The organism is Pigmentibacter ruber (genome assembly GCF_009792895.1).
GTDB lineage: Bacteria > Bdellovibrionota_B > Oligoflexia > Silvanigrellales > Silvanigrellaceae > Silvanigrella > Silvanigrella rubra.
The window spans coordinates 433,176-447,822 of the sequence record NZ_WSSC01000001.1; the positions used below are offsets into that span (position 1 = coordinate 433,176).

9 protein-coding genes are annotated in these 14,647 nt (G+C 29.2%); 6 read left to right on the top strand and 3 right to left on the bottom strand.

The annotated features are described in order from the left end of the window. Positions 1–15: 15 nt before the first annotated feature. The 4 genes from GOY08_RS01860 to GOY08_RS01875 all read left to right on the top strand — a co-directional run bounded on the left by GOY08_RS01860 (position 16) and on the right by GOY08_RS01875 (position 7,314). Complete coding sequence (locus tag GOY08_RS01860) at positions 16–1,896, top strand: tetratricopeptide repeat protein (protein ID WP_158996859.1); 1,881 nt, start codon at positions 16–18, stop codon at positions 1,894–1,896. Continuing rightward, complete coding sequence (locus GOY08_RS01865) at positions 1,893–2,351, top strand: hypothetical protein (protein ID WP_158996860.1); 459 nt, start codon at positions 1,893–1,895, stop codon at positions 2,349–2,351. The genes GOY08_RS01860 and GOY08_RS01865 overlap by 4 nt, the downstream gene beginning before the upstream one ends. Positions 2,352–2,428: 77 nt before the next feature. Further along, positions 2,429–4,033: an ATP-binding protein gene (locus GOY08_RS01870; RefSeq protein WP_158996861.1), complete on the top strand. Its 1,605-nt coding sequence runs from the start codon at positions 2,429–2,431 to the stop codon at positions 4,031–4,033. A gap of 314 nt (positions 4,034–4,347) precedes the next feature. Continuing rightward, positions 4,348–7,314 (top strand): M66 family metalloprotease, encoded by a 2,967-nt coding sequence (locus tag GOY08_RS01875; protein ID WP_158996862.1) that lies wholly within the window; start codon positions 4,348–4,350, stop codon positions 7,312–7,314. Between the two features lie 73 nt (positions 7,315–7,387). Here GOY08_RS01875 and GOY08_RS01880 read toward each other — a convergent pair whose 3' ends face one another. Together GOY08_RS01880 and GOY08_RS01885 are read right to left on the bottom strand one after the other, a co-directional pair. Next, on the bottom strand, positions 7,388–9,121 hold the full coding sequence (locus GOY08_RS01880) for a M14 family metallopeptidase (RefSeq protein ID WP_158996863.1): 1,734 nt from the start codon (positions 9,119–9,121) through the stop codon (positions 7,388–7,390). Between the two features lie 28 nt (positions 9,122–9,149). Further along, a complete protein-coding gene (locus GOY08_RS01885) occupies positions 9,150–9,863 on the bottom strand; it encodes a YebC/PmpR family DNA-binding transcriptional regulator (protein ID WP_158996864.1) in 714 nt (237 codons plus the stop codon). Between the two features lie 341 nt (positions 9,864–10,204). On the opposite strand from GOY08_RS01885, the gene GOY08_RS01890 reads away from it, so the two are divergent. Both GOY08_RS01890 and GOY08_RS01895 read left to right on the top strand, forming a co-directional pair. After that, positions 10,205–11,536, top strand: coding sequence for a thiolase family protein (locus GOY08_RS01890; protein ID WP_158996865.1), 1,332 nt, complete (start codon positions 10,205–10,207; stop codon positions 11,534–11,536). A gap of 31 nt (positions 11,537–11,567) precedes the next feature. After that, positions 11,568–13,739: a 3-hydroxyacyl-CoA dehydrogenase NAD-binding domain-containing protein gene (locus tag GOY08_RS01895; RefSeq protein WP_158996866.1), complete on the top strand. Its 2,172-nt coding sequence runs from the start codon at positions 11,568–11,570 to the stop codon at positions 13,737–13,739. A gap of 55 nt (positions 13,740–13,794) precedes the next feature. On the opposite strand, the gene GOY08_RS01900 is transcribed toward GOY08_RS01895, so the two are convergent. Continuing rightward, positions 13,795–14,586, bottom strand: a complete 792-nt coding sequence (locus GOY08_RS01900) for a DUF1028 domain-containing protein (protein ID WP_158996867.1) — start codon at positions 14,584–14,586, stop codon at positions 13,795–13,797. Positions 14,587–14,647: the final 61 nt, after the last annotated feature.

Here is a 14,647-nt window from a genome sequence, read left to right on the forward strand (position 1 = left end):
AAGAGGATTAAAGATATGTTGCAAAGATTAAAAGCTGTATTTTTAATTTTTATTTTAAATTGTTTTTTTTTCATATCTTGTCAGACAAATAAAGAAAATAATACTTCTTCCATTCCTAATCAACCAAGAGCTAAAATACAAGCGGGAAGTCTACCAGCACTAGAAGCAAATCCTTCTTCCTATCTGCAAGCAAGATTGCTCAGAATATCATATAATTTTCAAACAAATAGATTGACCCAAGCAGATTCTGACGAAGCTTTTATGTTAGGAAAAATCTTAGAAGAGAAAAAAAATTATCTTGATGCTGAAAAAATGTATGTAATTTCATTTTCTTTCAATAATAATTTAAATTGTGGTTTAAGTTTAGTTAATGTTTATTTAAATTTGAAAAAGTATCATGAAGCATTACTAGTTGGAGATAAATTATCGGTTTTGTATCCAAACAAACCAGAAATTGATCTTGCAATAGCTTCAATATATCAATTAACTGGCAATTATCCTGAATTAGTAAAAAAATTAGAAAAAGCTTATAAAAAATATCCTAATAATGAAGCTATTGTCATTAATTATGTTGCAAATGTTAAACAGCATAGGAAAAATATTTTAGAAAATTTTTTATTGAAAAATCCAAAATCAACAAATATTATGATGGCTTTAGCCCAAAAATATTATAATGAAAAAAATTATATAAGTTCTTTAAGATATGCGAGAAGAGCATATAAAATAGATTATGATAATATTGAAATAATAACTTTAATTGCAAAAATAGAACAAAATCTTAAAAATTATACAGAAGCAGAAAAATTTTTTAAAATTGCATTTGATAAAGAAACTGAAAATAATTTAGCGGCTCAAAATTATATTAATATTTTACTTTTTCAAAAGAAAATTCAAGTTGCCTTATCTATTTTATTAAAACTTGAAGCCAGTTCTGATGAGCATGTTCCATTTCCGCCTGAATTTTCATTTCAGATTGCAAAAATATTGATTGTAAATAAAGACTTTATTGGGGCAAAAAAAAGACTGCAAGAGTTGCTTGGGTTGAATTATAATAATTCTACAATTCATTATTACTTAGCTATTTGCAGTGAAGGTCTCCGTTTATTTCCAGATGCAATCGCTAATCTTGATAAAATTCCAACAGAAAATGAATTGTATCGAGATGCTCTAAAAGCAAAAATTGTTATTTATATAAATGCAAAAGATACTGATTCTGCAAAGAAAAGTATAGAGAAATTTAGTGTTGCAGAAACAAATTTAGTTCAAGACACAATATTTAAAGTTAATATGTTGGCCTATTTTTCTAAATATAATGAAGCTTTAGAATTACTAAATTATGCTATTAAAAAAGCTCCGACAGCAAAAGAATTATATTTAAAGAAAGCTGAATATTTAAAATATACTGAATCAGAGAGCGCTTCCATTGCTTTTGCTGAACAACTTTCTGCAAAGTGGCCAAATTATGCTGAAGTTCTTAATTTTTTAGGTTATTCTTTAGCAGAAAAAAATGTAAAAATGGAATATGCGAGAAAAATTTTGCACAAAGCAGTTTCTCTTGAACCTCAAAACGGATTTTATTTAGATTCCTTAGGATGGCTATATTTTCAAAAGAATGACTTGAAAAATTCTTTAAAGTATATAGAAGAAGCTTTGAAATATGAACCTGATGAGCCTGTTATCAATTATCATCATGCTTTAGTTTTTTTAAAGTCACAGCAATATGAACAGGCATTAAAAAAGTTAGAAGTGACGAGTAAAATTTTAAATGATATGCTTCCTTATCAAGTTGAATCCGATCCTGAATTGACTAAAATAGCTAGTAAGTTGGGTGAAAAAGTGCAGGAAGTGAAACGTATTTTAGAAACAAAAAAACATAATATTTCAAGGATCTTATGAATAATACAACTTTAATTTTACCCCATCTTTATGAAGCTTTGCATCATGAAATTAAAATAGATAGAATTGACTGGACAATAGTGACCCGATTTGCTGAAAACTGGAAGCTTTCTGTCGCTGATGCTCTATTGGACCTAAGTTATATAGATGAATCTACGTTAGCAAGATGTCTTGCTCGGTCGCATAACTTACCTTATTTACCAGGCAATCAACTTAAATTTGACTTTTCGGAAGTGAGTTTAGAAAATTTTGACGATTTAATGAGTGTTGGAGCAGCTCCTTTAGAAGAACATAGGCTAGCGATTTGTAATCCATATGATGATCATAGAGGTTACTTAGATAAAAAGTTTTGTGAAAGAGAAATGATTGTAACTGAACGCTCATCTATAATTGAAGCTTTAAGAAAACATGGATTCAATGAATGGATAGACGAAGAAGTACAAGCTAAAAAGTAAAAATATTTTTATATTTATTATGCTTTTAAATGCAATGGTGCTATTCTATATTTTATAGAATTATCCAGGAGTTTAGTTTGAATAAAGATTTAAATCATAATAATATTTTATTTTCTATGCCTGCAGTTTTTTGTGTATTAGATTTAAATCTAAAAATAGTATTTTCCAGTCACTTATTTAATGCTATTTTTGAATTTCATCAAAAAGATCAACTTAAATTTTCTGAATTTTTATATTCCCATTCTTCATCTCAAGATAAATTAAAGTTGAATCTTCTGGAAGAAAAAATTAACTTTGTCTTGAAAAATAAAATTCCCACGCATTATTCTATTAAGCTTAAACTAGAAAATGAAGCACTAGTTAATAACAAGTTGACTAAAGTTGATTTTAAATTAGCAATAATCCCTGTCTTTTTTGAGGAAAAAATATCTAATATTTTAATTTATTTTGAAAATAGAACGCATAAAAACCATAATTTTAATTTATTTGAAAATATTTACTCATTAGGTGCTCGTTATCAAAGTCAATTACAAGAAAAAATATTTCGTTCACAAAAATTTGAGAATATAGGGAAATTATTATTGGGTATAGTTCATGATTTAAATAATATGTTTACTATTATAAATATAAATTGTGACATTATTTTGAATTCATCACAAATTATTTCTCCAGTGATAAAAAAACAGACAGAGCAGATAAAAAAAACTTCTAAACACTCTGCTGTTTTAATGCAGCAAATATTAAATTACTCAAAGAAATCTGCTAATAAATTTCAGCCAATTAATGTAAATTATTTAATTGATGATTTAGAAAAGATGTTATTAAGAATTTTACCAGAAAATGTAATTTTAATTAAAGATTTAGACCCGCATCTTTCTAGTGCTTTAGTTGAACCTATACATGTTGAACAAATTATTCTTAATTTGGTAATTAATGCTAAAGATGCAATTAAAGGTAATGGTGAAATAAAAATAAGTACATTTAATAAAGAAATAAATCAACAAGTAAGTCATCAAAATTTTCTGCTAAAAAAAGGACAGTATGTAGTCCTTTCAATTAAAGATAATGGAAAAGGAATTGAAAAAGATATTATTGATAAAATATTTGAACCCTTTTTTACTACAAAGGAAGACAAAGGAACTGGAATAGGTCTTGCTACTGTATTCAATATTATGCGTGAATGTAGTGGAGCAATATTTGTTGATAGTGTGGTTGATCAAGGTTCAACATTTACTCTTTATTTTCCAGCATCTCATTTAGAAGCAATTAATTTTCCAACAGTTAAACAAATTGAGACTAGTAAATTAAAAGGAAATGAAAATATATTAGTAGTGGAAGATAATGGTGATTTGCGAAAAGTTATTGTTCAATCTTTAGAATTATATGGTTATAATGTACAATCTGTATCTAACGGTCTCGATGCTTTTCATCTCATGCAGCAGAATAAAATCCAGTATGATTTAATTATTTTAGATATACTCTTGCCATTACTAAATGGAGTTAAATTAAAAGATATTTTAATTAATGAAGGTTTTAAAGGTAAAATTTTGTTTTTAACTGGATATAATGATTTGCATAGCTTTGAATTAGGAGAAATACAGGAAAATATTGATTATCTTGATAAACCATTTATATTGAACGATTTACTAACTAAGATTAGATTCATATTAGGATCTCATTAGATTTAATTAGCAGCATTCTTTTTAAATAATTTAATATCCAGATATTTAATTTTAATAGTTTTTAAATCCATATAATTATATTCTCTTATTTACTTTTAGTATTTTTAAATAATTTTCAATAAAAAATTTATTTTATAAAAAAAAATAAAAATTTAATTTTTTACAAATATGATTTGTAATATGTAAATACGAATCTTTATTCTTTATAAATTTTGTTATAGTTGAATTTTTAAACAAAGATTTTTGATTTAAATTTTTGTTAAGAAAGATTTTAACTTAAATAAATTAATAGATATTCAGTTTGGAAATAAGCAATGGGAAAAAAATTTATAATCTTTTTTACATTATTTTTTTCTTTTCCTTTCAATGGAAAAGCAGAAATAATAGGCTTTCGAGATGATTTGCCATTTCGAAATGATTTGCAAAATGATTTTGAAGGTATGATTGAGTTTGTGCAGTTTAGATCTATTCCACCACATAGTACATTAAAATTAGTGACTCATAGACGCGCTTTATTATTAATGATACCAAAAAACGAATATGAGTTAAAAACTTTGGAAGTAATTGCTTACCGCAATGAAAAAGAATTGGGTAGATTGCGGATGAATTCACCTTCTTTTTTTCCAGGAACAGATCAAGAATTTATTAAAGAATATAAGTCTCCAAAAGTTAAATATTCAACAAAGGCTTGGAGTGTGCCTTTTCCTGCCGCTTGGATGCAGCAAGGATTGTGGTTAAAATTTATAGATCAACATGGGAATTCAGCTATTTTATCTAAAGATAAACTAAATTTTGGGGGAGCAAGTGAATTATTTCTAACAAATTTTCGTTTAGGAATGTTAAGTGAATTAAGAAAACCGCAAGAGTTAGAATTAGATCCAATAAATATGGCGAATGACTATTTCCAAACAATTCCAGTAGCAAAATTAAAATTAGGTACATATTTACCTTTAGAAATAAAAGATAAAATTGTGATGTCTAATGGTCAGGAATATACCCCAAGTAATTTAAGTACAAGCATTGGAAATTGGCATAATGGGGATATGCGTGAAGAAATTTTAAAAGGTGTTTTTGGTCAAGGTATTAGTAGAGCCAATTATGGAATAACAAATTCTGCATTGCAGGAACAGCAGTTTTACAATTTTAAACAAATTCAAATTCATTCAGGAACTGGTAGTTATAGTAATGGAAAAGATGTTGTACATGGTGGAAGTGGAGGTAACGGATTAGCTACCTTAGATCAAACTTTGGGAAATGAATTTAGTCATGAATTAGGTCATTCTTTCAATGTTATGCATTTCCATGGTGGGGATATGTATAATTTTCAGAATGAAAATTCTGGCTGGGGTTATGATGCAAATAGAAATGTAATGCTAGGTTCCTTAATTTGGAATAGGAATAAGCACCAAAAGAGTGCTCCCTATTGGAAAAATATTTTTCAATTTAATGCCCATCCTATGGCAGGAGCCACAGAAAATGGGAATGTTTCAAAATTTACCCAATTTACAAATTTTACTGCACAAGTGGTTCAACAAGATTTAGAATCTTACCCAGTTATTTCAGCAGATAGTCCAACAGGATACAAAATATGGAATGATTATCATAAAGATATGATTATTTTATGGAATTCAAATTATCCAAAACCTCAATATTTTGATGTTTCTGTTATGACTTTAGTTGGTTTTTATGATCCTTTTGGTGAACTACAGAGTCATATTTATCCTGCAATATATGGAAATCTTGGATATGTATATTCTTATGAAAACCAAAAACAAGAAGATTGTTGGTTAGAAGTCGAATCTGAGTATAAAATTGATAGAATTCCTTTAAGTTCAAAAAGATTTATTGAAAATAAGATGAATTTATTTCATGTGAATTTTATTTACGAAAATATTAAATATAAGCATGCAAATATTTTCTGTAATATAAAAGGAAATATTAAAAAACTTTCAACATTAAAAATAGAACAACCACAGTCAACTCTTTTAAAAGGTGTAATTATTTCAGATGAACAAATTTCACATAAAAAAGAATTATTTAGATATTTAAAAATAAAAATATTAAGTAGTTATCTTTTAAATGAGCATTCGAGTATTTCTGAAATATTTTTGATAGATAAAAATGGCAATTATTTAGCAAAGGATAATTGGTATATTAAATATGTCACTAGCGAAGAAAATGCAAAAAAATTATCTGCTAAAAATATTATTGATGGCAATCTTTATTCTAGTTGGCATTCTGAATATACAGTTGGATGGGATGCTGGAAAACCTATTTCTTTTCCTCATGAAATTGTAGTAGATTTGGGAGACTATTATGATCTTAAGGAAAGTCAATTAGAAATTAATCAAAGTAGCTATTTTCATGGGATTAAAAATTATAATATATCTGCATCTTCTGATAATATTAATTGGCATTTAATGGCTGAAGGTGTGTTTGAAAAAGGTATTTTAACAAATATTGTAAAGTTCGATCAAAAAGCAAATAAAGAAATAGAAAACCAAATTTTTAAAAGAAAAAAAAGATTTTCTCCTGAAATTAATGAAAATTTAAATCTCAATTTTTATCAGATTAAAATGAATAACTTTTGTTTAACTTCTGCTGATCATCTTTTAAAACTTTATATATGTAATTTGAAAGATGAAAATCAATATTGGAATTTAAATGAATATGGTAAATTACTTAATAAAGGAAATAAAAAATGTTTGCATGTTAATAAGTTGATGAATTTAGAAAAATTATATTTTATAGATTGTAATATTGCAGATAAATGGAAGTATTTTCCTGATAAAAGAATATCAATTAAAGAAAATAAAAATTTTGTCTTAGATTATTCAGGAAAAAATAATGTCATATTATATAAATTTCATGGAGGATTAAATCAAAAATGGGACTTTTTTCTAACAAAAAATGAAGTTAAAAAAGAAAATTATTTGAATATCAAAAAAATTATCCAACATAATGTTACAAGTTCAACAGAAATTATTTTTGAAAGTTTTTCTGATACAATTTCGGGTTATGTTTATGAAAGCCATACACCATATTTAAATTTATATGAAAATGGTTTTATAAAGAAAAATACGAATGTTTCATTTAAAGTTTTACAAAGTCCAAAATGTGGTATTTTTCAAATGGCTGAGTCTTATGGGGGATTTGTATATCTTAAAAATACAGATCAATGTTCTAATATAAATACAGATAATGTGATTATTGAAGTTACAGAAGAAAATAATTCTATCAAAGAAAAAAAGAAATTTTCTTTAAAATTAAGAATAAAGTAATTGAGAAAAAAATTATAAATTAACAATTAATTAAAGATTTTTGATAGCATCATTTAATAGAAAAAATAAATAGTTAATTTTCACCAATGACTGCAAAATATTCGCCAAGAAAAGGAATTTGAACTTTGATTGCACCTTGAATTGTTTTCTCAGGATTTAATTTCTTTACAGGTATTTTTATTGAATATGAGGCTGAATAATTGCTGCCTAAATCGGGAGAATCAAGCCAACCATTTACTATGGGTGCATATCCATTTAACGCTTTAAAATGATGAATAGAAGAACTCAAAACCTCAGCATTTTTCAAATCAATCACTTGTGCAATAATATTTTTTTCTCCTTGCGCCTTCACTCTTGCGGCAGAAATATTGGTTGAGAGAAATCCAGTATTTTCTATGCGAAGTAGGATAGAGGAAAGAGATTGATCATTGCCATCTAATATTTTAGCTGTGACTTTTGGTTGCGGTGCAATATCTACAATTAGAGATAATAATCCCATTTGATTTTCAACAACTTCAGGAATCAAAGATTCAGGTGGATTAAAAATTCCAAACGTCAATGGAAATTCTGATATTTCTAAGTCACCAAGCTGTGGATGATGATAGCTCTTCCAAGGAGTACCAAAAATGGTATTGTGATTAAAATCTCTATCTAGTTCATAAATTTTACGCCATTCTTTTTTTGTCCAAAAATCATATCTTCTTACAAAAGGTCTTTCATCTCTACCTATTCGTTTTGGCAAATCCCATAATTCACAAACGTAACTAATTGCCCCTATGGCTTGATAGGAAAATCCTGTAAGACAACCCTGTAAAGGTTTACCAGGTATGTAAGTAAACTCGTTATGGCAACTGACTGCTGGGTAGTTTGTTAATTCTTGAATTTTTCTATCTAAGGTAAAATAAATACTTCTGTCTGCAATATCCATGGCAAAATCATCTTTTCCTTCTAACGGGCGAATAAAAACTCCACCAAAAGTGTGATAATTTAACCAAAAATATAATTCAGGGATACTTAAAGCAAAATCTGCGATTGCTCTACTTTCAGGTTCAGACAAAGGCATTTTTCCGCCTTTGTTTTCTAAAAAATTTGGAACCCAATCAACAGGAAAATTACGATTTAAATCAACTTCGTTATCCCCTACACAATTTGCAGGTGGAATATATGTACCATCAAAATTTTCTATCACCCCTTCTGGATAAATATCATAAAAGGGTTCTTTGTCACCTAGTTCGCGTTTGCGAATGAGTTGGGGATAAATTTCATCTTGCACCCAAGTACCAGAAGGGCTCTTTATTCGCATATAGCCTATTCTATTTTTTTGTTGCAAAAGTTCATAAGAATTCTGTTTTATCTCTTTTTCAAGAAGACAAGTTCTCCGCCAATAACTTCCTAATTCTGAAATATTTCGCATATCTCTTGCATTGCTGCGATTTTTTTTCCCAGAAGTGAAATACTGTTCTGCTCCATCTGGACAAATTCTAGGAATAAAAACATAGTTAACTTGGAAAAACTTTTCTTCTAAAGTGGTTAATTTTATTGCTAATTGCTGAATGTGTGCAAGAACGGTATTTGTACCAATAAGTTCAGCTGAATGCATATTGGCATCCATCCAGACAGTTGGTTGTTTAATTTTTTTGCCTTTTGGGTAGACTCGCAAAGCAATAATTGACCTGTTTTCTGATGTTTTAATTAAGTTTATTTTTTCTATTTCAACATTTTTTGGAAATTGTTTGCAAAGAAGATCTAAATCTGAAATCATTTCATTATAATTTAAATATTTATGAGGAAAAGATAATTTAGACATAAGATCTCCTTTAGTATTTTGGATTTTTTTATTCTTGAATATCAAAATTGTGATAGACGTTTTGTACGTCATCATGTTCTTCTAATTTATCAATTAATTCAAGAGCAATTTTGGCATTTTCTCCAGATAAAGAAACAGAATTATCAGGAATAAGTTCAAGACCTGCTTTTTCAAAGGGGATCTCTGCTTTTACTAAGGCTTCACGGACTTGTGCAAAAGAAGTGACCTCAGTGTAGACTGTAGTAAAGTTGTCTTCTGTTAAGACATCATCAGCACCTGATTCAAGAGCGATTTCCATTATTTTATCTTCAGCAACCTTCTGTGCATTAATAACAAATACACCCTTTTTTTTGAACATCCATGCAACAACACCCATTTCTCCCATGTTTCCGCCATGTTTTTGAAAGATGCGCCGTAACTCTGGATGTGTGCGATTGCGATTATCAGTTAAAACTTCTACCATTATTGCTGAACCTGCAGGTCCATATCCTTCATAAGTGATTTCTTCGAAACTCATTCCAGTCATTTCGCCTGAGCCTTTTTTAATAGCACGCTCAATATTATCTTTTGGCATGCTATTGTCTCTAGCTTTGTTTACTGCAGCACGGAGAGCTGAGTTGGAATTGATATCGCTTCCAGCACGTGCTGAGACCATGATTTCACGTGCAAGTTTAGTAAAAAGTCTTGCCTTAGCTGCGGCACTGGAAGCCATTCTGCCGGCAACGGTATTATGTCGTCCCATAAAAATTCCTTACAGATATAGAAATTAATATTTGCACAAAACTTATTCAATAATGTGCTCTTAAATACATTAAGAGATTTACCACTAAGATTTAAGATTGAAAAGGGCTTATTGAGTTGCAATATAAGAAACAAATTAAACTAAAATTATTTTTAATCTAAAAGGTAAATTTAAGAAAGAATATTAATTTTAACCTTCCTCTAATAGGATAATGCATTCATTTAATAGTAATATAAGTATTTTGATTTAGAAGCTCTAAAAATTTGGGTGTTAACTAAATCTCTGATACTGTTACGTCTATATATTTAGTGGTATTGGTTTAACTTTTGTGAGGTGAGTGAATGGAAATGAATGATGTAAAAGAAAATACAACAAAAAAAAGCACTAATTCTAGAAAAGAAAAAGTTGCAGTTGTTAGTACAGTGCGTACTCCATTTGTAAAATCTTTCGGTGTTTTTGAACAAGAGACAGCATTATCTTTAAGTTTAAGGGTTGCTAATGAAATTATTTCACGTACCGGTGTACAAGCCTCTGATATAGACGAATGCATTTGGGGTGTAGTTATTCCTCAGACAAAAAATGCAAATTTAGCAAGAGAAATAGTTCTATTTTCTGGATTACCAACAAGTATTTCAGGATTTACATTAAATAAAGCTTGTGACTCATCACTGCAAACAGCAGAAATTGCGGCTGATAGAATTTTATTAGGAAAAAATAAATTAGTGTTAGCTGGTGGTGTTGAAGTTTTATCTGATGTACCAATTCCTTTTTCAGATGAAGCAAGAAGATTTTTAACTAAAATGTCTAGAGCTCGTTCTTTAAAAGAAAGATTATCATTAATTAGTAACGTTAATCCAAAATGGTTTTTACCAAAACCCCCCGCTATTGCTGAACCATTTACAGGTTTAAGCATGGGAGAGCATGCTGAAATAATGACAGTCAAAAACAATATCTCAAGAGTTAAGCAAGATGAATTTGCATTAAAAAGTCATTTAAATGCAGCCCAAGCGCAAGAAGCTGGATACTTTAAAGATGAAATAGTTCCTGTTTGGAGCGGGAAAGATAAAAATATTTTTGTTGATAAAGATAATATGGTTAGATCTGATACATCACTTGAATCAATGGCAAAATTAAAACCAGCTTTTGATAAAAAAAATGGTACAATAACTGCGGGTAATTCAAGTCCTTTAACAGATGGAGCGGCTGTAACTTTATTAGCAAGTGAAAGTTATGTTAAAGAAAAAAAATTACCAGTACTAGGATACATAGTAGATACAGTAACTGTAGCAGTTGATCCTCATGATCAATTATTAATTGGTCCAGCATACGTTATTCCAAAAATTCTAAAAAGAAATAATTTAACAAAAGAAGATATTGATATTTTTGAAATCCACGAAGCTTTTGCTGGACAAGTATTAAGTTGCTTGGAATGTATGAATAATGAAACATTTTGTCGAGAAAAATTAGACTCTCCATTATTTGGTGAAATTCCTCCAGGAAAAATAAATATACAAGGCGGTGCAATTGCAATTGGCCATCCATTTGGAGCCACTGGAGCAAGATTAATTGGAAATGCTTTGCGTATTTTAAAAAGAAAAGGTGGAAAATATGCCGTTGTTGCAGTGTGTGCTGCGGGCGGAATAGGAATGGCCATGTTACTTGAATCAAAGTAACAATATTTAAATAAACAAAGGAGATGTTTATATGGAATTAAAACTTCAATCCAAATCAAAAATATTTCATTTTTCTATGCGTGACGGCATTTGTATTATAGATATGAATGATGAAAGTAAAGCGGTTAATAGTTTTACAATATCAATGCTTGAAGATATCGATGAAAATATGCCAAAGATTTTAGCTAATGATAAAATTGAAGGTATTGTAATTACTTCATCAAAGAAGAATTGCTTTGCAGCAGGCGCAGATATTTCAATTTTTAATACGTTTACAAGTCAAGATGCTGGTGAAAGAGGCAGCAAAGAATTGCATAGAATAGTAAATTACTTTGCTTCTGCGAAAGTTCCTACCGTAGCAGCAATTCATGGTACTTGCTTGGGAGGGGGACTTGAACTCGCACTTGCTTGTCACTTTAGAATTTGTTCAGCAGATAAGTCAACACAATTGGGTTTACCTGAAGTTCAACTTGGAATTTTACCCGGCGGAGGAGGAACACAAAGATTACCAAGATTGATTGGCATAGCTCCTGCACTCGACTTAATTTTAACAGGCAAAAAAATAGACGGAAAAAAAGCTTTAAAACTTGGTTTGGTGGACGATGTCGTACCTCCCAATCAATTATTAGAAAAAGCTATTTCTTTATGTAAACAAAATAAATTTAAAAAACGTTTGTTACCTTCTTCTTTAGGAATGGTTTCATCAATGCAAGGTAATTTTGATTTGCAAAAATTAGCTTTAGAAGGAAATCCTTTAGGAAGATTATTAATAAGTAAACAAAGCCGAGGAATGGTTTTAAAAAGTACAAAAGGAAGATATCCTGCCCCTCTTAAAGCATTAGAAAGTGTCATGCGTGGAGTTGAATTACCTTTAGAAAAAGGATTAGAAATTGAAGCTAAACTTTTTGGTGAATTAGTTGTTAGTGAAGAAAGTCGATCTTTGGTTCATATCTTTAATATTATGACTGCAGCAAAGAAAAATCCTTTTCCTAAATCTGTACAAGAGGCTGCTACACAAAAATACATTCAAAATTTAGAAGATGGAAATACTTCTGTTGGAGTCCTTGGTGCAGGACTAATGGGAAGTGGTATAGCAACTGTTCTGGCTGAAAAAGAAGTCAGAAGTACTTTAATTGATAAAGACTCTTTTGGATTGCAGCGTGGCTTAAAATCTGTTTCTAGTTACTTTGATGAACGTTTTAAAAAGAAAAGATTAAAATGGTTTGAACGAGATTCTAGAATCTATCGTGTTAGCCCAGCATTAGAATTTGCTCCATTACGTTCAGCAAGAATTGTGATTGAAGCAGTTTTTGAAGATATAAAAATTAAACATGATGTTTTAAAGAAATGCGAAGAAACTATCACCCAAAATGATTTTATTTTTGCAACAAATACAAGTAGTCTACCTATTGCTAAAATTGCAGCCAAAGCAAAAAATCCTGAAAATGTAGTAGGCATGCATTTCTTTTCTCCAGTACCTAAAATGCCACTAGTCGAAATAATAACTACAGATAAAACTAATCCTGAAGCAACTTCTGCAGTGTTTGATTTAGCTTCAATTATGGGAAAACAAATTATTGTAGTAAATGATGGACCTGGCTTTTACACCACGCGTATTCTTGCCTTTCAAATTGCTGAAGCATTAAATATAATGGTAGAAGGTGGAAAAACTGAAGATATTGATGAAGCTATGGAAAAATTTGGAATGCCTGTGGGACCTATAACGTTGCTAGATGAAGTTGGTATTGATGTAGGTGAACATATTATTAAAGTACTTATGGAACCTTTTTCTGATCGTCTTATAGTACCAAAAGAAATAGAAAGTATTTCTAAAGAAGGAAGAAAAGGAAGGAAAAATAACCATGGTTTTTATAAATATGAAAATGGCAAAAAAGAAAAACCAGATGAAAGTGTATACAAAAGTTTCTCAACGCCAAGAAAAAATATTGATCAAAAAGAAATAGCAGATCGCTGTGTCTATGTTTTTATGAATGAAGCTGCTAGATGTTTTGATGAAAAAATAATAAAGTCTGAAGATGATGGTGATTTAGGAGCAATTTTTGGTTTAGGATTTCCTCCATTTTTAGGGGGACCATTTCATTATGCAAAAGTTTTAGGAAAAGATAAGGTAAAACAAAAATTAACAGAACTCGCTGCAAAGTATGGAAAAAGGTTTGAGCCAGCTAAATACTGGGATAGATGAGTTAAATGCTATTCTATGAAGAGAAAATAAGAAGTTTAATAGTTTAATAAAATTATTATTCTTGGAGAAATTCATATTTTTCTTTTAGCAGAGAAGTAGCTTCTTGTTCCTCTTCATCCGTTGTTATATTTAAATCTAATTTTATTTTTCCATTTTGAAAAGTTCTCAAAAATGCATAATTAGCAGATACTCCTTCAGAGGTGCGGCAGCGACTATCTCCTAAATCATTTGTTAAACCAATTGAGTTAAGAGCTGCTATTAATTTATCACTTAAGTTACCTTCTGCTGCAATAAATGCTTTTTCCATAATTTCAGGTGCATGGGTATTGGTCATATAATTTCCAGCAGTGGCAATACTAAAGCGATCATCAATATGTAAACGAATTTTACCAGCTTTAAAATTTGTTACATTTTCGCCATGATATATTTCACTAGTAATATTATTATATTTATCTTTTTTTAAGAGGAGTATTTGTCTATCTTTGTGTTTATAGTCTTGGTTTGGTTGGGTTAAAAATTTACTAATTACTTTAGCAGTATAGTAGGGTTCATCCTGTGCCAAAATTCCTTTTGCAGTAGATAGCCAAATTGGTGTAAAATCATTTATATCTGATTGCAAGTTCATAATTCCAAAACCATTATTTTCAAGAACAACATAATCTGCAAGATTTATATTTAGTTTAGTTGTGTATATTTTAAATTGTTTTGTGTAGCACGTACCTAAAGCAGCTCCAGATTCATTAGTATGCAGATCTATTGCAATGATTGAAAAAGTAGCATATGAAAAGGTTTTAAAACCTAAAAAATTTATAAATAATAATAAAATTGTATGCTTATAAATATTCATTTTTTCTCACTTTATTGAATTTATAGAAAAATACTAATATTTAATATTTAATATTTTAAAA

Excerpts from the sequence above, each read along its gene's own strand:
- GOY08_RS01890 (WP_158996865.1), top strand. The coding sequence starts at position 10,205 with ATGGAAATGAATGATGTAAAAGAAAATACAACAAAAAAAAGCACTAAT.
- GOY08_RS01880 (WP_158996863.1), bottom strand. The coding sequence starts at position 9,121 with ATGTCTAAATTATCTTTTCCTCATAAATATTTAAATTATAATGAAATG.
- GOY08_RS01900 (WP_158996867.1), bottom strand. The coding sequence starts at position 14,586 with ATGAATATTTATAAGCATACAATTTTATTATTATTTATAAATTTTTTA.
- GOY08_RS01875 (WP_158996862.1), top strand. The coding sequence starts at position 4,348 with ATGGGAAAAAAATTTATAATCTTTTTTACATTATTTTTTTCTTTTCCT.
- GOY08_RS01895 (WP_158996866.1), top strand. The coding sequence starts at position 11,568 with ATGGAATTAAAACTTCAATCCAAATCAAAAATATTTCATTTTTCTATG.
- GOY08_RS01860 (WP_158996859.1), top strand. The coding sequence starts at position 16 with ATGTTGCAAAGATTAAAAGCTGTATTTTTAATTTTTATTTTAAATTGT.
- GOY08_RS01885 (WP_158996864.1), bottom strand. The coding sequence starts at position 9,863 with ATGGGACGACATAATACCGTTGCCGGCAGAATGGCTTCCAGTGCCGCA.
- GOY08_RS01865 (WP_158996860.1), top strand. The coding sequence starts at position 1,893 with ATGAATAATACAACTTTAATTTTACCCCATCTTTATGAAGCTTTGCAT.